At 38.8% G+C, this 19,308-nt stretch carries 21 protein-coding genes; 5 read left to right on the top strand and 16 right to left on the bottom strand.

Going from position 1 to position 19,308, the window contains the following annotated elements; genetic code table 11:
* Positions 1–16: 16 nt before the first annotated feature.
* The 3 genes from hpf to D8803_RS01515 form a co-directional block, all read right to left on the bottom strand.
* Complete coding sequence (gene hpf, locus D8803_RS01505; RefSeq protein ID WP_131200029.1) at positions 17–565, bottom strand: ribosome hibernation-promoting factor, HPF/YfiA family; 549 nt, start codon at positions 563–565, stop codon at positions 17–19.
* A gap of 79 nt (positions 566–644) precedes the next feature.
* Positions 645–1,307 (bottom strand): ComF family protein, encoded by a 663-nt coding sequence (locus D8803_RS01510; RefSeq protein ID WP_038805916.1) that lies wholly within the window; start codon positions 1,305–1,307, stop codon positions 645–647.
* Positions 1,304–2,602 (bottom strand): DEAD/DEAH box helicase, encoded by a 1,299-nt coding sequence (locus D8803_RS01515; protein WP_038805917.1) that lies wholly within the window; start codon positions 2,600–2,602, stop codon positions 1,304–1,306. Before D8803_RS01515 ends, D8803_RS01510 begins: the two co-directional genes overlap by 4 nt.
* A gap of 56 nt (positions 2,603–2,658) precedes the next feature.
* Between D8803_RS01515 and D8803_RS01520 the strand changes: the two genes are divergently transcribed.
* The 3 genes from D8803_RS01520 (at position 2,659) to cysK (ending at position 4,775) form a co-directional block, all read left to right on the top strand.
* Entirely contained in the window at positions 2,659–3,294 is a 636-nt protein-coding gene (locus D8803_RS01520) for a YigZ family protein (protein WP_131200030.1), read from the top strand.
* Between the two features lie 14 nt (positions 3,295–3,308).
* Positions 3,309–3,752: a PH domain-containing protein gene (locus D8803_RS01525; protein ID WP_125424915.1), complete on the top strand. Its 444-nt coding sequence runs from the start codon at positions 3,309–3,311 to the stop codon at positions 3,750–3,752.
* A gap of 96 nt (positions 3,753–3,848) precedes the next feature.
* A complete protein-coding gene (cysK, locus tag D8803_RS01530; RefSeq protein WP_131200031.1) occupies positions 3,849–4,775 on the top strand; it encodes a cysteine synthase A in 927 nt (308 codons plus the stop codon).
* A gap of 114 nt (positions 4,776–4,889) precedes the next feature.
* Here the strand turns inward: cysK and tsf are convergent, their stop codons facing one another.
* The 12 genes from tsf to yfmF form a co-directional block, all read right to left on the bottom strand.
* Positions 4,890–5,930, bottom strand: a complete 1,041-nt coding sequence (tsf, locus tag D8803_RS01535; protein WP_061418722.1) for a translation elongation factor Ts — start codon at positions 5,928–5,930, stop codon at positions 4,890–4,892.
* A 77-nt stretch (positions 5,931–6,007) separates the two neighbouring features.
* On the bottom strand, positions 6,008–6,787 hold the full coding sequence (rpsB, locus tag D8803_RS01540) for a 30S ribosomal protein S2 (RefSeq protein ID WP_009729575.1): 780 nt from the start codon (positions 6,785–6,787) through the stop codon (positions 6,008–6,010).
* A 211-nt stretch (positions 6,788–6,998) separates the two neighbouring features.
* Positions 6,999–8,204, bottom strand: a complete 1,206-nt coding sequence (gene pcsB / locus D8803_RS01545; protein WP_061418725.1) for a peptidoglycan hydrolase PcsB — start codon at positions 8,202–8,204, stop codon at positions 6,999–7,001.
* A 93-nt stretch (positions 8,205–8,297) separates the two neighbouring features.
* Complete coding sequence (gene mreD / locus D8803_RS01550; protein ID WP_061418728.1) at positions 8,298–8,792, bottom strand: rod shape-determining protein MreD; 495 nt, start codon at positions 8,790–8,792, stop codon at positions 8,298–8,300.
* A 2-nt stretch (positions 8,793–8,794) separates the two neighbouring features.
* Positions 8,795–9,610, bottom strand: a complete 816-nt coding sequence (gene mreC / locus D8803_RS01555; protein ID WP_061418731.1) for a rod shape-determining protein MreC — start codon at positions 9,608–9,610, stop codon at positions 8,795–8,797.
* Positions 9,611–9,670: 60 nt separating this feature from the next.
* Complete coding sequence (locus D8803_RS01560) at positions 9,671–10,465, bottom strand: energy-coupling factor transporter transmembrane component T family protein (protein ID WP_061418734.1); 795 nt, start codon at positions 10,463–10,465, stop codon at positions 9,671–9,673.
* Positions 10,458–11,297, bottom strand: coding sequence for an energy-coupling factor transporter ATPase (locus D8803_RS01565; RefSeq protein ID WP_061418737.1), 840 nt, complete (start codon positions 11,295–11,297; stop codon positions 10,458–10,460). Before D8803_RS01565 ends, D8803_RS01560 begins: the two co-directional genes overlap by 8 nt.
* Positions 11,282–12,109, bottom strand: a complete 828-nt coding sequence (locus D8803_RS01570; RefSeq protein ID WP_061418740.1) for an energy-coupling factor ABC transporter ATP-binding protein — start codon at positions 12,107–12,109, stop codon at positions 11,282–11,284. Before D8803_RS01570 ends, D8803_RS01565 begins: the two co-directional genes overlap by 16 nt.
* Positions 12,106–12,651 (bottom strand): CDP-diacylglycerol--glycerol-3-phosphate 3-phosphatidyltransferase, encoded by a 546-nt coding sequence (pgsA, locus tag D8803_RS01575; RefSeq protein ID WP_061418743.1) that lies wholly within the window; start codon positions 12,649–12,651, stop codon positions 12,106–12,108. Before pgsA ends, D8803_RS01570 begins: the two co-directional genes overlap by 4 nt.
* Before the next feature lie 10 nt (positions 12,652–12,661).
* Positions 12,662–13,486 (bottom strand): cytoskeleton protein RodZ, encoded by an 825-nt coding sequence (rodZ, locus tag D8803_RS01580; protein ID WP_061418746.1) that lies wholly within the window; start codon positions 13,484–13,486, stop codon positions 12,662–12,664.
* Positions 13,487–13,521: 35 nt separating this feature from the next.
* A complete protein-coding gene (gene yfmH / locus D8803_RS01585; RefSeq protein ID WP_131200032.1) occupies positions 13,522–14,805 on the bottom strand; it encodes an EF-P 5-aminopentanol modification-associated protein YfmH in 1,284 nt (427 codons plus the stop codon).
* A complete protein-coding gene (gene yfmF, locus D8803_RS01590) occupies positions 14,802–16,052 on the bottom strand; it encodes an EF-P 5-aminopentanol modification-associated protein YfmF (protein WP_131200033.1) in 1,251 nt (416 codons plus the stop codon). Before yfmF ends, yfmH begins: the two co-directional genes overlap by 4 nt.
* Before the next feature lie 160 nt (positions 16,053–16,212).
* On the opposite strand from yfmF, the gene yaaA reads away from it, so the two are divergent.
* Positions 16,213–16,581 (top strand): S4 domain-containing protein YaaA, encoded by a 369-nt coding sequence (gene yaaA, locus D8803_RS01595; protein WP_000455878.1) that lies wholly within the window; start codon positions 16,213–16,215, stop codon positions 16,579–16,581.
* Positions 16,582–16,583: 2 nt separating this feature from the next.
* Entirely contained in the window at positions 16,584–17,681 is a 1,098-nt protein-coding gene (recF, locus tag D8803_RS01600) for a DNA replication/repair protein RecF (RefSeq protein WP_061418755.1), read from the top strand.
* 52 nt (positions 17,682–17,733) lie between these two features.
* Here the strand turns inward: recF and guaB are convergent, their stop codons facing one another.
* Entirely contained in the window at positions 17,734–19,212 is a 1,479-nt protein-coding gene (guaB, locus tag D8803_RS01605; protein WP_000073416.1) for an IMP dehydrogenase, read from the bottom strand.
* Positions 19,213–19,308: the final 96 nt, after the last annotated feature.

The following is a 19,308-nucleotide window of genomic DNA, read 5'->3' on the forward strand; positions in this document are numbered from 1 at the left end:
CATAGTTGTCAAGATTTTATGATTCCTTAACTTCTAACAAACCAACTTCACCATCTTCGCGGCGATACAAAACATTTGTTGTTTGATCTTCGACATCAACATAGATAAAGAAATCATGTCCCAACAAGTCCATTTGAAGAAGTGCTTCTTCCAAATCCATTGGTTTCAAATCAATTTGTTTTGAACGAACCACTTTTGGTGGCACAACATTTGCATCTTCAACTAAATCATCTGTAAAGAGTTGGCTAGTTGCAACCTTATTTTTATTCTTGCGTTCGATTTTTGTTTTATTTTTACGAATCTGACGTTCGATTTTATCTGTTACGAGGTCGATAGAGCCATACATATCTTGAGAAATATCTTCTGCACGAAGAGTAATTGAGCCAAGTGGAATTGTTACTTCAACTTTTGCTGTTTTTTCACGGTAAACTTTCAAGTTGACACGTGCATCCAACTCTTGTTCAGGTTGAAAATATTTTTCGATCTTTTCGAGTTTAGAAACTACATAATTGCGAATTGCTTCTGTTACTTCTAGGTTTTCACCACGGATACTATATTTAATCATATAAGTACCTTCTTTCTAAACATTTTTATTTTTCTAACTATATTATAACGCTTTCATTTTCATTTTGCAAATTTTTTCCTCATCTTACAAGGGAAAAAGTTTTGACTTCCAAAACACCTGCCTCTTCAAACAGTCGCTTCACACGATTGATAGTCGCCCCTGTCGTATAGATGTCATCAATAACCAAAATCTTCTTAGGAAGAGGGGCTTCCGTTTTAATATAAAAGGGAATTTCAGTAGCTAATCGTTCTGAGCGATTCTTAGAAGAACTAGCCTTCTCTTCTCTTTTCCCTAGTAAATCTTGAAAGGAAAATCCTGCCGTCTCAACCAAACCTTCAACCTGATTAAATCCTCTCTCAAGCAATCTTTCAGGACTTAGGGGAATTACCACAAATTCATAGTCTCTATACTTTTTCAACTCATCTGCAAGTACAGGAGTAAAAACCTTTCTAAGCAGAAAATCCCCATCAAACTTATATCGACTAAAGAAGTCTTTCATAGCTTGATTATAGGTGAAGATTGCTTTATGATCAACTTGAATCCCATCTTCACACCAAAGTTTACAATCTTGACACGTTGTTGACAACCCTCTTTTCATGCAGTTTGGACAATGGTCTTCACCAATCTTCTCAAAAGTAGAATCACAAGCTGAGCAAAGATAGTTGTGCTCATTCTTAAACAGTAAGAGGTGACTAAATGTCAAGTCACTCTTTGTTGACTGGCCACATAATAAACAATTCATAATCCCGCCTCCTTGTTCATCTGCTTGATTTCCTTGATTGCCTTTTTGATGGAAGTATTTAATCCATCATGAAAGAAGAGCAACTCACCAGTTGGTCTGTCCATACTACGCCCAACTCGCCCACCAATCTGAATCAAGCTAGACTTGGTAAAGAGACGATGATTAGCTTCTACTACGAAAACATCCACACAAGGGAAGGTAACTCCACGCTCTAAAATTGTCGTACTGATCAGTATCGTCAACTCTCCATCTCGAAAAGCTTGCACCTGCTCTAATCGATTTTCTGTGACAGAGGAAACAAAGCCGATATTTTCATTTGGAAACTGTTCCTGCAATATTTCTTTTAGTTTCTCGCCTTTTTTAATTTCTGATGCAAAGATTAACAAGGGATAACCTGTTCTTCTCTGCTTCTCAATGGAGCTCTTTAACTTAGGTGACAACTGACTCTTATCTAAATAACGATTAAAATCCGATAACCAAACTGGCTTTGGAATAATCAATGGATTTCCATGAAATCGTCTTGGCAAGCTTAATCGTTTTAATTCTCCAGTGCGAACCTTCTTATCTAACTCATCTGTAGATGTCGCTGTTAAAAAGATTCTCAGACCATCCTCCTTTACACATTGGTTTACAGCGTAGTAAAGTATAGGGTTGTCAACATAAGGAAAGGCATCTACTTCATCTACTATCAGCAAATCAAAAGCATGATGAAATTTTAACAGCTGGTGAGTCGTTGCAACTACTAAGGGAGTTCGAAAATAGGGCTCTGATTCGCCATGAAGTAGTGCTATCTCACAAGCAAAGTCATTCTGCAGTCGCTTATACAATTCCAAACATACATCGATTCGAGGACTAGCCAAACACACCGAACCACCATCGTCAATCACTTTGGCTACAACTTGATAAATCATCTCTGTCTTTCCAGCTCCCGTGACAGCATGAACTAAGGTCGGTTCTTTCTTTTCGACTGCTCGAATCAATCCCTCCGATACCTTCTCTTGAAAAGGAGTCAATTGACCACGCCATTTAAGAACATCTTGTTTCGGAAAATCCTCCTGCGTAAAATAGTATAAAGCTTGATCACTCCTGACTCGCTTCATCAGCAAGCACTCCCTGCAATAGTAAGCACCAACAGGCAAATACCATTCTTCCAAAATAGGACTGTCACAACGTTGACAAAATAGTTTCCCCTTCTCTTTTCTCATTGCTTGCAGTTTCACTGCTGCCTCTCGTTCTTCTTCGGTTAATTCCTTCTCAGTAAACAAGCGACCGAGATAATTTGGATTTACTTTCATACTTCTTTATTCGTAAAAATCTAGCGCTTTAGGTGTTTTTTTAGTACAATTAAATCATGGAATTTAGAACAATTAAAGAGGACGGGCAAGTCCAAGAAGAAATCAAAAAATCCCGCTTTATCTGTCATGCAAAGCGTGTCTATAGTGAAGAAGAGGCGCGTGATTTCATCACGGCCATCAAAAAAGAACACTACAAAGCTACCCATAACTGCTCAGCTTTTATTGTAGGGGAACGAAGTGAAATCAAGCGTACGAGTGATGATGGTGAGCCTAGTGGTACTGCTGGAGTCCCAATGCTTGGTGTCCTAGAGAATCATAATCTTACCAATGTCTGTGTAGTAGTTACTCGCTACTTTGGGGGAATTAAGCTAGGTGCTGGTGGTTTAATTCGTGCTTATGCAGGTAGTGTAGCCTTGGCTGTCAAAGAAATTGGCATTATTGAAATCAAAGAGCAAGCTGGTATAGCCATTCAGATATCTTATGCTCAGTATCAAGAATATGGTAATTTTCTTAGAGAATATGATCTCATGGAACTAGAAACAAATTTCACAGATCAAGTTGATACGATGATTTATGTTGACAAGGAAGAGAAAGAAAATATCAAAGCTGCTCTTGTTGAGTTTTTTAATGGAAAGGTTACTTTAACAGATCAAGGTTTACGTGAGGTTGAGGTTCCTGTAAACTTAGTGTAAACAAAGGAGAAATTATGGCTTTTGGGAAATTTATTCAAGGACTTGCTGGAAACTTTAGCGAGCAAAACAAAGAGACTCTTATCAAAGAATATGGCCAATACCTACTAGAGAATGAAGAAATTCAAAGTGGATATAAACTTATTCGTGATTCAATCATCTTTACAAATATCCGTATCATTTTTACAGATAAGCAAGGTGCTACTGGTCGTAAGATGTCTGTTAAGTCACTCTTTTTGATGAACATTGTAAACATTGAAATGGAAACAGCTGGAGCAGGTATAGATGATAGTGAGATTACAATCACTTATTTAGAAAATGTCTTTCTAAAAGCACATAATGAACACCTTAGTTTCCATAAATTTGAATTTCCTAAAAAAACAGACATCCTCCCTCTTTACACCTATTTATTAGAATTGGCTTATCACAATCGATTAAAAATTAATGGCTCAGACCTTTGATATAAAAAAATCCTATCACTTCGATAGGATTTCTATATTTTACAAATAGCCTTGAGCGCGTTATACTAGTATCATCTTATACAAAGAGGTATATCTATGGCTATTTATAACAATATCACTGAACTTATTGGACAAACACCGATTGTCAAACTTAACAACATTGTTCCAGAGGGCGCTGCAGACGTTTATGTTAAACTAGAAGCTTTTAACCCTGGATCGTCAGTAAAAGACCGTATTGCCCTTAGCATGATTGAAAAAGCGGAACAAGATGGTATTCTAAAACCGGGTGCTACCATTGTTGAAGCAACGAGTGGAAACACTGGTATCGGTCTTTCATGGGTAGGTGCTGCTAAAGGATATAAAGTTGTTATCGTCATGCCTGAAACGATGAGCGTGGAACGATGTAAGATTATCCAAGCCTATGGTGCTGAACTCGTCCTTACTCCTGGTAGTGAAGGAATGAAAGGGGCTATTGCCAAAGCTCAGGAAATCGCCGCTGAACGTGACGGCTTCCTTCCACTCCAATTTAATAATCCAGCTAACCCAGAAGTACACGAAAGAACAACAGGAGCTGAAATACTGGCTGCTTTTGGTTCTGATGGACTAGATGCTTTTGTGGGTGGTGTCGGTACTGGTGGAACGATTTCTGGCGTTTCACATGCACTAAAAGCTGTCAATCCTAACATTCAGGTTTTTGCGGTTGAAGCTGATGAATCTGCGATTTTGTCTGGTGAAAAACCAGGACCTCACAAAATTCAAGGTATCTCAGCTGGATTTATTCCTGATACACTTGATACAAAGGCCTATGATGGTATCGTCCGCGTAACATCAGATGATGCTCTAGCACTTGGACGTGAAATTGGTGGAAAAGAAGGCTTCCTTGTTGGGATTTCTTCAGCCGCAGCGATTTACGGGGCAATTGAAGTTGCAAAAAAATTAGGCACAGGTAAGAAGATCCTTGCTTTAGCACCAGATAACGGCGAACGTTATTTGTCTACAGCACTCTACGAATTCGAAGTGTAGTCTCCTAAATGCACTTAGCCCTTATTATAGGGCTTTTTCTTTGTCCAATTTAAAGAAAAATCTAAGTTCTCTACAGCAAAAGAAAAAGGAAGCAAATTGCTTCCTTTTTTATCATTAGTTATTCAAGGCTGCTGCCATTGTAGCTGCAACTTCTGCTTCGAAGTCGTTCGCAGCTTTCTCAATTCCTTCACCAACTTCAAAGCGAGCGAACTCAACTACTGAAGCGTTAACTGAATCAAGGTATGCTTCAACTGTCTTGCTATCGTCCATGATGTAGACTTGGGCAAGAAGTGTGTAAGCTTGGTCAACTTTAGTGTTGTCAAGCATGAAGCGATCCATTTTACCTGGGATGATTTTGTCCCAGATTTTTTCTGGTTTGCCTTCTGCAGCCAACTCAGCTTTGATGTCAGCTTCAGCTTGAGCAATTACTTCTTCAGTCAATTGTGCTTTCGATCCATATTTTAAGTGTGGAAGGGCTGGTTTGTTAACCATTGCACGGCTTTCGTTATCTTGGTCGATTACGTGGTTCAATTGTGCCAACTCATCTTTAACGAATTGAGCGTCCAATTCTTTGTATGAAAGAACTGTTGGTTTCATCGCTGCGATGTGCATTGACAATTGTTTAGCAAGAGCTTCGTCTCCACCTTCGATAACTGAGATAACACCGATACGACCACCATTGTGTTGGTAAGCTCCAAAGTGTTGTGCATCTGTTTTTTCGATCAAAGCAAAACGACGGAATGAGATTTTTTCCCCGATAGTTGCAGTTGCAGACACATAAGCTGCTTCAAGAGTTTCACCTGAAGGCATTGTCAAAGCAAGTGCTTCTTCGTTGTTAGCTGGTTTTCCTTCAGCAATTACTTTAGCTGTAGCATTAACCAAGTCAACGAATTGAGCGTTTTTCGCAACGAAGTCAGTTTCAGCATTTACTTCAACTACTGCTGCAACGTTACCGTTAACAAATACACCAGTCAAACCTTCAGCTGCAACACGGTCAGCTTTCTTAGCTGCCTTAGCCATACCTTTTTCGCGAAGCAATTCGATCGCTTTTTCGATATCACCTTCAACTTCAACCAATGCTTTCTTAGCGTCCATAACACCAGCACCAGATTTTTCACGCAACTCTTTAACAAGTTTAGCTGTAATTTCTGCCATTTTGATTCTCCTATATTTTTTAAAATAGGAGAGCCGGGCTAAGCCCCGCCCTCCTAGGTAATGATTACTTATTTGAATTAAGCGTTGTCGCCTTCTACAACTTCAACGATTTCTTCGATTGAGTCTGCTTGAGCTTCTGAAGCTGCAAATTCTGCTTCAACTGCTACCGCATCTTCACCTTGACGTCCTTCGATGATAGCGTCAGCCAATTTAGCTGTAATCAATTTAACCGCGCGGATAGCGTCATCGTTAGCTGGGATGATTACATCAATATCGTCTGGATCAGTGTTTGTGTCAACCATCGCTACAACTGGGATACCCAATTTTTTAGCTTCTTTAACAGCGATTTGCTCTTTATGTGGGTCAACTACGTACATTACATCTGGGATACGAGGCATGTCTTCGATACCACCCAAGAATTTTTCAAGACGTGCACGTTGTTTGTTAAGAAGTGCAACTTCTTTCTTAGGAAGAACGTCGAAGATCCCTTCCTCTTCCATACGTTTGATTTCTTTCAAACGAGCAATACGTTTTTGGATAGTTCCCCAGTTAGTAAGAGTTCCACCCAACCAACGGTGGTTGATGTAGTATTGACCTGAACGTACAGCTTCTTCAGCAACAGCGTCAGCAGCTTGTTTCTTAGTACCAACAAACAATACAACTGCATCGTTAGCTGCTGCATCACGCATAAAGTCATATGCTTGATCAGCGTATTTTACAGTTTGTTGCAAGTCGATAACGTGGATTCCGTTACGCTCAGTGAAGATGTACTTAGCCATCTTAGGGTTCCAGCGACGAGTTTGGTGACCAAAGTGTACACCAGCCTCAAGAAGTTGTTTCATTGAAATTACTGCCATGAGTATTTCTCCTTTTTGTTTTTTCCTCTTCTAGATTTCAGCTTGCAAAACGACCCAAGGGCAACAGTTTCACAATTCATCAAGAATGAGTATTATCGTTTACACGACAAGTTTTATTCTATCATATTTCAACAGTATTTTCAAGCTATTTAGTAGGACTTTCGGATAAAAACATTAAAAGAGACTCGATTGAGTCTCTTCGTTTTATACATTAGTTTGGATAGATGTATGTTACGTAACCTTCAGAAGTTGTAGTTGGGTTGAACCATCCACGTTTGTTTCCGATTGTACGATCTCCACCGTAGTTTGATTCTGATACTTGAATACGAGTTGATGATGAAACTGCTGTAACAACCGCTACGTGTCCATAACCACCATCATTCCAGCATGCAATCGCACCAACTTGTGGAGTTGAACCTGTACGGAATCCTGCTGCGGCTGCACTTGTTGCCCACTGAGCTCCATTTCCCCAGTAATCTCCAGCCCAAGGTGCCAATGTTTTAGCTCCCCAAGTACATTCACCAGTTGGATAACTTGAAGCATTTGAGCTGTAAGTTGGACGTTGTCTAGCAGGCGCTGGCGCAGGTGCTGGAGTGTAGCTTGAATCCTCATCGTCAGTTGTTGATGTTGCCTGTACTTGAGCTGAGAAACTTGTGTTTCCAGAAGCAACAACTGACTGCTGTTGACTTGTTTGACGTGCTCTGTAAGTTGCTTCTGCCTCTGCTGCAGCACGTGCTTCTGCCTCTGCTGCTGCTTTCTTCTCTAGCAAACTAGCTTTTTCACCTTCTGCAGTAGCTTTTTCAGCAGCAAGATTCAACTCTGCAACCTTCAACTCAGCTTGCTTAGTTGTCAATGCCTGCGCATCATCAGCCAGTTTTTGTTGGTTAGCAATAACTGTATTGATTGCTTCATTATTGGCTACTTGTTTATCAGAAATTGCTTTTTTATCAGCCTTTTGTTGCTCCAACATTTTGTTGTTAGCCGATACAATCTCGCTCATTGCAGCAACACGCGAAATGGCTTCTGTGATTGATTTTGAGTTTACAATTGTATTAATGTAGCTAGTCGCAGCTCCATTTGTCTGTGCGCTACGTGCTTGTTTTTCTAAAGAAGCATTACGAGCCACGATATTTTTAGAAAGCTCTGTAATTTCTCCTTCAAGTTTTTTAGATTCAGCTTGTAATTTTTCGTTTTCAGCTTGCAAGCTTGCTTGCTCTACTTGAATTGTTGAAACTTGACCTTGGATTTGATCCACTTGCTTTTGAGCTTCTTGTTGTTGCTCTGTTAAACTGCTAATTTTATTATCTTGAGCAGCAATTTTTTCATCAGTTGTTTCTGCACGAACAGTTGTCAATACTGCCGTTTGTGAGACCAATACTGTACTTAACAAAAGTGACGCTAAGATTTTTTTCTTCATATTCTGTCGATACTCCTTCTATTTGAGACATTACTAGTATACCAAAAAAAGACATAATAAATATTACGCCTTTGTTACATTTATATTTCTTTCTTATAGATAAATTTTTTCAAAAATAAATTGAAAAATGACAATCCATAAGAAGTTCAGAATCATTGATGGGACAAGGCTATAGACGATGAATATCGGCATGTAATCTACAGTCAGTCCCACGGCAAGAGCCAAAAGATAGCTCCCCATATCAAACAGAAAACTGATCACAATAATGGTCAACATCCTTGTCCAACGATTTGTCAAAATCACGCTGTTAAACTTGTGGAGCGAAGCACCTATCAAGATAAACAAAAGCGTGGCAATTCCAATCAAGTGGAAAAAATAGATATCATAAACCAAACCCACTATAAAACAATAGGCTAGGTAGAGATATTCCGATACTTCGATTGTCTCAAATAAGAGAAACAAAAATAGAAAATGACTGGCTAAATGAAAGTGGGGGAAAAAGGATCCCACCAGTTGTCCAATATGAGCATCAATTAGCACAACAAAAGGGAGTAAAAAGAAAATACCAATTTGTTTTAACAATCTCATTGCTAATTCCCCACTAACTCTACCACATGAAGATCTTTGATATCAGCACTTAACTTTACAGTTACCTCTCGTGTTAGATAGTCACTGCTGTGCGTTGTACCAACAATCTCTCCAACAGGAATATCTTTGACATTAAAGTTTCCTAGCCCACCTGTAGTCACCTTGTCTCCAGCACTGATGTCACTATTACTATTTAATTGACTGATTTTAAGCAGTTCAGATTCCTTGTCATAACCAACGATAATTCCGTAAATTTCAGTAGAACCATGTTGGATTTTAACAGAGATCTTATCCGTGTTTTCAGCGTTGGTTAAAAGATTGACAGTTGTTGAATGATCCTCCACCTTTGAAACACTACCAACCAAGCCACCGTTTGCAATGACTAACATATTTTCAGAAGCTCCTTTTGCACTTCCTACATCAATTGTTAACTCTTGCTTCCAAGATACTGGAGCACGCATAATCACATCTGCTGCTAGGGTTTTTGTAGCTTGTAATTTTGATTTCATCTCTAGCAACTGACGTAGTTGTTCATTTTCTGTTTTTAAACGTTCTGATTGATTAGACTCCACCTCTAATTGATAGAGTTGTTTTTTTAGACTCTCGTTTTCATTGTAAGTCTGCGTCAAATGGCCCAAATCCGATTTGAAAGCATCAAACCACTGAAAAGGTTTTTGAACAATTCTATCTACTAAGGAAATGCCATCTCCTAGTTTTGTCACAATAGCACTTGAATAGGTTGTCACTAATAGTACAGAAACTGCCAAAACTGTGACAAAAACGATGATTAGATATTTTGATTTTTTAAAACGGTTCATATTCCTACCTTTATACTAAAAACCTGCTACTGTGAGCTTCTTATCAATCCTACAAACCTACTAAGATTTTAAGAAAAATAAGAAACATCCCAGTACCAAAATCACAAGAATTGCCAGTGTATCCTTTTGACTCCATCTCAATTGTCTATACTGACTTCTACCCTTTCCTCCCTGATAACCACGCGCTTCCATGGCTATTGCCAATGAATCTGCACGCTTTAAGCTCGTCGCAAAAAGAGGAATTAAAATTGGAATCATAGCCTTTACTTTTTGAACGATGCTTCCCTCACCAAAATCAACTCCACGAGCTTTTTGAGCATTCATAATTCGCGTTGTGTCATCCATCAAGGTTGGAACAAAACGCAAACTCATTGATAACATCAGACCAATTTCATGAACGGGAACTTTCACGCGTTTCAGCGGTGCTAAAAGAGCTTCAACTGCAGCTGCCAGACTCAAAGGCATGGTCGTTAATGTCAGCAAGGTTGAAAAGAAAATAATCAACACAAAACGACAGAAAATGATTCCCGCTTGTTGCAACGCATAATCCGTTATTCTTATAAAAGAAAACTCAAATAGAACATTTCCACTTGAAATGAAAAAGAGCTGAAAAAGAGTTGTAAAAGCAATCAGGAAGAACATGGATTTTAATCCCTGAATGAAAAATGAGAGGGAGACGCCCGACAAAGCGATAAATATACCTGTCGCTACAAACAGAATGAGATTAGCGAGGGGATTATTGGCCCAAAATACAATCAAAATCAACAGGATCATAGCGAGCAATTTACTACGGGGATCCAAGCGATGAATAATGGAATCTCCTGGTATATAACGCCCTAAAATCATACTATCCATTTAGCGACTCCTTAAACTCCTCTATCTTGATTGGCAGTTTTTTAAAAGCTACACCCCTATCTGCCAAACGTTTACAAAAAGCTGTGATTTTAGGCACACCTAACTGCACATTTTCCATAAAGGCTACATCTTGGAAAACTTCGCTCGGTTTACCACTTTTGACTAAGCTCCCCTTTTCCATAACATAGACCTGATCAGCATACTCAGCTACATCATCCATCAAATGCGTTACCAGAACGATTGTCATTCCAGAAAGGTGAAGTTTTTTAAACAGGGTCATCAATTCTTTTCTGCCCAGAGGATCTAGCCCTGCTGTTGGCTCATCCAAAACCAAGACAGTTGGCTCCATGGCTAGCATACCTGCTATAGCCACACGTCTCATCTGACCACCTGAAAGTTCAAAAGGACTGCGCTCAAAAAGTGACTCATTGATGCCTACCAAGGCTAACTTTTCACGCGCAATTTTCTTGGCCTCTTCCTCAGAAACTCCAAAATTTTGCGGTCCAAACGCCACATCTTTCAAAACAGTCTCTTCAAAAATCTGATTTTCAGCAAATTGAAACACTAGACCAACCTGCTTTCGAATCTGGCGAATTTCTTTATTGGTTGATGTAGGGGTAATGACGGTATCGAAAACTCGAATAGAACCTTTACTTGGTACTAATAGGCCATTTAAAAGCTGTAAAATCGTTGATTTCCCACTACCCGTGTGTCCTACTAAAGCTGTATAGGAGCCATCCTCAATCGTCAAGGAAACATCAGTCAAAGCTGATGAAGATAGGGGAGTCCCCTCTTGATAGGTAAAGCTCACATTTTCTAGAGTAATTCCCATAACTTGTCCTCTAGCTCTCCTTCTGTCAAATATCCATCCGGCAACTGATAACCAGTCTCTCTCAAAGATTCTCTCAATTGATTAGTAAAAGGCTCATCTAACCCTATCTGGTCAAGGTCATCCCGAGAAAAAAGTTCTCTTGGACTGCTGGTTGACTCCACTTGGCCTTTTTTCATGACCAAGACACGATCACTCATCGCAACTTCTTCCAAATCGTGCGTAATGGAGACGACTGTCATCTGGTGGTATTTTCGAATCTCTTGAACTGTCTGAATCAGTTCTCTGCGCCCCTCAGGATCCAACATACTTGTAGCCTCGTCCAGAATCAAAATAGCTGGTCTCAAGGCAACAACTCCTGCAATAGCCACCCGTTGTTTTTGTCCACCAGACAAACGAGCTGGTTCTCTCTTCTTAAAGTCCAGCATACCTACCAACTCCAAAGATTCAGCCACTCTCTTTTTCATTTCTTCACGAGGAAGTCCCTGATTTTCTAGGCCAAAGGCAACATCATCTTCAACAGTCGCCCCCACAAATTGGTTATCTGGATTTTGAAAAACCATACCAATTTGACGACGCAAGTCCCAAACGTTCTCAGAGGACAGCAGTTGACCATCTATCCAGATTTCTCCAGACTCTGCTTCAAGCAAGCCATCAATCAAACGGATAGTTGTTGATTTTCCACTCCCATTATGGCCTACAATCGAAAGCCATTCTCCACGTTTCACGTGAAACGAGACATTATTAACGTCATAATGTTCCTGGTCTTCCTTATAACGAAAAGACAGATCTTTTACTTCAATAATCGATTTCATTTCGAACCAAATGTCCCTTTGAATACATAAGCGCTACCCTTGAAATAATCATAACCAGAGTAGATAGTGAAAAACAAAGCTATATAAAGCAACAGTTGCCCAATTAAATTCCAATGTAAGAGCAAAAAGATAATGGCAAACATTTGACTAAAGGTCTTAATTTTCCCTGGCATCGCTGCTGCTAGAACTGTCCCTCCCGTCTCAACAAGCAACAAACGCAAGCCTGTCACCGCAAGTTCACGACAGATGATAATAGCAACAACCCAAGCTGGAGCCATACCTAACTCAATCAACATGATAAAAGCTGACATAACCAGCAACTTATCCGCCATCGGATCTGCAAACTTTCCAAAGTTGCTGACTACATTCCATTTACGAGCAAGATAGCCATCGAGATAATCCGTTATACTAGCAACTGCAAAGATGATTGCTGCCAGCAAGTGACTGCCTTGTGAATGGCCCAAAGTCAAAATAAGAATAAAGAGAGGTATAAAGAGAATTCTACCAATTGTTAATACATTAGGGATTTGTTCTTTTTTCATTGTTTCTTCCTTAGTCTGTAGTGAATGTAAGTGTTACAGTTCCAGTCTGAGTCGTCAACTTGGAAGTATCAACTGTTTGATTATCTACAGTCACAGTAACTCCCTTCACTACACCTAAGGTGATAGTAACGGGATTCTTAGTTGAAACTGTTGTTTTTGCATTTTTATTGTCTGCGGATAGTGTCACACCACCCTCTAGCTCGCTTCCTGAAACACTAACCCAGCTAGTTACATCCGAAACTGCCAGCTGAACCGTAGCTGTTTCCTTACTCGTTTTATACCGAGCTTCAATGCGGTTTCCTTCGCCTGACACTGTAATAGTTGATTCCGTAGTAGAAGATGGGCTAGACGTCTGACTACTAGAAGATGAACTAGTTGAGGTTGTGGAACTAGTTGAGCTCACAACACTATAATTAGGCGAAGAAGGACGCGTTGGTTGAGTCTGGATATAATTCCAAACATAATAAGTCACAAAAATTAAAATCGACAAAGCAAATAGAACGAAATAAAACAAGGGGAGATAAGACGTTTTTTTCTTATTTGATCGTCTACGACCAGACAAGTCTTCTTCATCAACATCTACCTCTTCGTAGGTAATCATGCTTCCCGAATCATAGGCATCCAAAATGATTCGCTCGTCCAATTCAACCGCCCAGGCATATTTTCTCAAAAAAGAACGAGCATAAAATGGACTAGGAAGTTGATCAAAATCATCAGCCTCCATAGCCTCTAATAAATTCATCTGAATATCCGTTTTTGCCTGCAGTTCTTCTATACTCAATCCCTGGTTAATTCTGGCTAGACGCAGAACCTCACCAATTGTTTTTTTTCTCATACGTACCATTCCTTCTTTCTAGTATTAGTCATCTTTTAAGCTGGAAAGATTGTGAAATCAACTAGATCACCATTATCAATCAAACGATGTCCAGCTTCTAGAACATCCTCCAAAGTAATTTCCTGTAAAATTTTTGGAAAATCAAAAATTGTTTCTCCGCGATCCATCGGATCGTATTGAGTTGCAATAAATTCCAAAGAGTTCATGCTACTGAAAAACTCACCAAATATCTCACTCTTAACAAGATCTAAATGCTCCTCGGTAATATCCGCATCACTACTAAACTGACGAATCGCTTTACGAAATTGATGCGACAGAGAAACAGGCTCTTTCGTGTCCATTGTCAATATCACAAAATGAAAGCGACTGTTGACTTCAACCTCAAGTGACAATGACGCATCTAACTTCCCATTCTCATATAACTTTTGAAATCGCTCAGAAGTCCAACCAAACATCATCGTAAACAATAATTTTAGCAAAATATTATAACGGTAGCAATCTTCTGCTGCCACCTCACCTGCTCCCCTAATTCCAACAGCAAGTTTTGGTGAAGAGACTTCCATCCGAAGGTTATCTGTTTCTTTGACAGCTTGTAAAGTAAGCTTCTCCTTCCTTACTACCATTTCTTCCAAGTTTCTAAGTTTCTTTTGCAAAAAATAGTTCTCAACTGTATCTACATCAAAATTCCCAACTAAAAACAAAGACATATTTACAGGTTTGTAAAAGGCTGTAAAGTTATTTTTTAAGTCATTTAGCTGGATATTGTTAATTGACTTTTCACTTCCAACAATATCTGCTGCCAGAGGAGTATTGGGATAAAGATTTGCTAATGTTGCAAAAAACAGACGCGAATCTGGATCATCTTGGTACATCTCACGTTCCTGTTGGATAATTTCCCTCTCTCGCTCAACTGACTCTTCTGTAAAATGAGCAACTGTTACCAACTCCTCAAGCAAATCCAAATTTTCTGATAAATGATCTATTGTTGAAAACAAATAGCTCGTCTTTGTAAAACTTGTAAAAGCATTGCTATCAGCTCCCAAGCGTGTAAAAGACTCCATAATATCTTCAGCATTTTCTCTCTCAAACAGTTTGTGTTCAAGAAAATGTGCAATTCCAGCTGGATAAAACTGTAAACCTTTTTCAGATAGTGTAAAGTTTGTGTCTACTGATCCAAATCGAACTGTTACAACTCCGTAAACTTCATTAAATTGTCTCTTAGGAAGGAGAGAAACTATCAATCCATTTGATAGACGAGTCTGATAAACCGTCTCCTTTACAGCAGGATAGTATTTTTCTTCAAAGGTAACTGGTGTCATTCTATTCCTTCCATAAAGTATATCGCTTGTAACCGGACACTATTTGCTGCTTTGCAGATAGCTTCTTTATCAACTTGATTTAATTTTTCAATCCAATTGTCAAAATCTGATGTAGATTTCCCTAACAAACTTTTCAAGTAAACTCGCTCGATTAGTGAGCTCTGACTATCTTGCGCAAGCAATAAGGTTCTGCGAATCATCTCCTTAGTCTGTTCAATCTCCAAATCTGTAAAATTACCTTTTTTTAGTTCAAGTAATTGATGATTCATCAGTTTTCTGGCTTGATTGCGCTTTTCCCGATCAATGCCAGCATACATCCTCAATTGACCACTAAATAAATCCAATTGACTGGAGATAGTGTAGGCTAGACCAGCATTTTCCCGAACATTTGTAAAAAGCTTAGAGTGAGCAAAACCACCTAACAGACTATTCATTACTACCATGGCCAAATGATGCTTGTCTCCATAGCTCGTAGAACAATGGTAAGCCAATTCCAAAACAGATTGGCCCACATTCTTACGAACCATTCCTTCCCGAAGGACATTTGAATATGGTTGTTTGTACTGAGGCTTGACATCGATTTGACGCCCAGTAAAGGAGAATGACCTCAACCACTCCTTCACTTCTACTTCATTAAAATCACCCAAGAAAAAGAAATCAATTCGATCATTTTTCAGAGTATCTTGAAAACAAGTGTAACTACTTTTTGGAGACTCATTTGAAATACGTTTTCGTAAATCACTGTATCTTAATTGAAGACGCTCATCATGGAAGAACAAGCTATCCAACTCCTTATGAGCAAAATAAAATGAATCATCCATATCAGTAGCTAAACTAGCCAATAATTGTTTTCTCTCAATTTCAAATAAGGTTGGCTCAAAGGCTCCATCTACAACTAAGGGGGCAAATAAAGTCTGTCTCACCAATTCAAATATTTGAGAAGTCAAGACATTTTTTTTACTCAAAAACTCGTCCCGCACATAGGTAAATGTTAGGTCAAGAATATGTACCTGTCCCCTACGATAAGCACTTGTAGAAATATCCGTTCCATATAAACTTGCCAAGTATCTGCGAAAAGCTTGAGATGTTGGGTAAGCTTTATTGGCAGTTTCCAACATACTTGCACTTAACATGCGTCCTGCTATTGTCTCAAGAGATAAGGAAGCAGTAAAACGAATAGTGATTTTATTTGTTTTAAACTTTTTGGATTGAACAAAATGTGCTGAAATTCCAGGCACCAACTCCATACCTTACCTCCTTACATATAGAGTTCTATTATACCACGAAAATCAAAATTTTTCTTGTTCTCTTTATAGCTTTCAAAAGTAAAATCGTTTTCATTTTGAGTGACTTTCCTTCAGTTATTTCAGGGAAAATATGGTATAATACCTTAGATTGAGGTGAATTATGGAATACAAATTATTTGAAGAATTTATTACGCTCCAAGCTCTCCTAAAAGAGCTTGGAATTATACAAAGCGGCGGTGCTATCAAATCCTTTCTAATAGAGCATCAAGTTTACTTTAATGGTGAATTAGAAAGTAGACGTGGGAAAAAAATCCGTATTGGAGATACGATTGACATCCCTGATTTAAAAATTGACATCACCTTGACACAACCAAGTTTAAAAGAGCAAGAAGAATACCAAGCAGATAAGATTGAAAAAGAGCGGATTGCTAAACTTGTCAAAGAGATGAACAAGGGTGTAAAGAAAGAAAAACAAAAAACTACTTCATCACCTAAAGCCAAACAAGCTCCACGTTTTCCAGGAAGATAACTATGTGGCTTCAACATTTAACAATTAAGACCTTTCGAAATTACAAAGAGGCAAAAATTGATTTTAATCCAAAATTAAACGTCTTTTTAGGCCAAAATGCGCAAGGAAAGACCAATATTCTAGAAGCAATCTATTTCTTAGCTTTGACACGTAGTCATCGTACTCGGACAGATAAAAATCTCATTCATTTTGATGAAGAGCAACTTCATCTTTCTGGCTTAATACAGAAAAAAACAAGCTCTATACCTCTAGAAATTGATTTAACACCAAAAGGGCGTGTGACTAAAGTCAATCACTTAAAACAAGCTCGCCTCTCAGACTACATTGGACATATGAATGTGGTCCTCTTTGCACCTGAAGATCTCCAGCTAATTAAAGGAGCACCTTCCATTCGTCGAAAGTTTATAGACATCGAACTGGGACAAATTAAACCAATTTACTTGTCAGACCTGTCAAACTACAACCATATACTCAAGCAAAGAAATACTTACCTAAAATCCAGTCAAAAGATTGACGAAACATTTCTGTCAGTCTTAGATGATCAGTTGGTAGAATACGGTTGTCGCGTCATAAAGCATCGGATAAAATTCATTAAAGATTTAGAAAAATTTGGTCAAAAAAAACACTTAGAAATTTCAAATCAATTAGAAGAGTTGTCAATATCTTATCAATCATCTGTCAACTTTACTAATGAAGAACTGTTAATGGATTCTTTTAAAACGGCTTTAGAAAAAAGTAGATCAAGAGATTTATATAAAAAGAATACTGGTGTCGGCCCTCATCGAGATGACATTACTTTCTATATCAATGGTATAGATGCTAGTTTTGGAAGTCAAGGTCAACATCGTAGTCTTGTACTCTCTATAAAATTAGCAGAAATAGAGTTAATGGAAAGTATTACCAACGAGTCTCCGATACTACTACTTGACGATGTTATGAGCGAACTTGACAACACTAGACAACTAAAATTATTAGAAACGATTTCACAATCTATCCAAACCTTTATCACAACAACAAGTTTAGACCACTTGCAAAATTTGCCAGAAAATCTTAGTATCTTCAATATCCAAAGTGGTAAAGTATCTGTAAACCCAAATTGACAACTTTGTAAACAAAAAGAACTCCTGAAATTCAGGAGTTCTTTTTTACTTCTTACATAGAGTAGTTTGGCGCCTCATTAGTGATTTGTACATCATGAGGATGGCTTTCTTTCAGGCCAGCCCCAGACATTTCAATAAATTGAGCGTTGTCATGCAATTCTTTAAGGTTAGCTGCACCACAGTAACCCATACCAGAGCGAATACCACCAATCATTTGGAAAACAATATCAGCTGCTGCGCCTTTATAGGCTACGCGACCTTCAATTCCTTCTGGAACAAGTTTGTTCGCTTCATTGACAGAACCTTGGAAGTAACGGTCACTTGAACCTTTCTTCATTGCAGCGATTGACCCCATACCACGGTAAGTCTTGAATTTACGTCCTTGGAAGATTTCCGTTTCACCTGGTGCTTCGTCTGTTCCAGCAAACATTGATCCAAGCATAACTGCATTTCCACCTGCGGCAAGGGCTTTTACAATATCTCCAGAATACTTGATTCCACCATCAGCAATAATTGTTTTTCCATATTCGCGCGCAACGGCTGCCGCATCATAGATTGCTGTCACTTGTGGGACACCCACACCTGCAATCACACGAGTAGTACAGATAGAACCTGGTCCGATACCGACTTTGACAACATCTACACCTGCATCATAAAGAGCACGCGCACCTTCTGCAGTTGCAATATTACCAGCAATCAAAGTGCGATCTGGGAAATGAGCACGAATCTCAGCAATTTTACGCAAGACACCTGCAGAATGACCATGCGCAGTATCAATAACAATTGCATCAGCACCTGCTTCAAAAAGGGCTTCGGCACGTTCAAATGTATCTGAAGTGACACCTACCGCACCAGCAACTAGAAGACGGCCAAATTCATCCTTTGCTGCATTTGGAAATTCAATCACTTTTTCAATATCTTTAATAGTAATCAAGCCAGAAAGACGACCTTCTTCGTCTACCAAAGGAAGTTTTTCAATACGGTGTTCTTGAAGAATGCTTTCAGCTGTTGCAAGATCTGTACCAACAGGAGCAGTAACAAGATTTTCGCTGGTCATGTGGTTTGAGATTGGCTGATTGTAATCTGAAATAAAGCGAAGATCTCGGTTTGTCAAAATACCAACCAATTTACGATTTTCAAGTGTTTCCACAACTGGAACACCACTGATACGGTAGCGTCCCATCAGTTCGTCCGCTTCAGCAATAGTGTGTTCTGGAGTCAAGAAGAATGGATCAATAATAACACCATTTTCAGAACGTTTTACCTTGCGAACTTCATCTGCCTGTTGCGCAATAGACATATTTTTATGGATTACTCCAAGACCACCTGCACGAGCAATAGCAATGGCCATTTGACTTTCTGTGACTGTATCCATCGCGGCTGTTATAATTGGGATATTTAAAGTCAGATTATCTGCCAATTTTGTTGTTAAATCTGCATCATTAGGCAACACATGACTTTCTGCTGGAATGAGCAATACATCATCAAAGGTAAAACCTTTTTTTAAAAATTTAGTATCCCAATTAGACATTGAAGTTTCCTCTTTTCTTTCTTTTTGAGCTTGACTCTTTTTGTATTGTATCTATCATACCATTCTATGAAAATTTGTCAATTATATTTATAACAG

It is taken from the genome of Streptococcus oralis, from assembly GCF_003943385.1.
GTDB classification, from domain to species: Bacteria; Bacillota; Bacilli; order Lactobacillales; family Streptococcaceae; genus Streptococcus; species Streptococcus oralis_CA.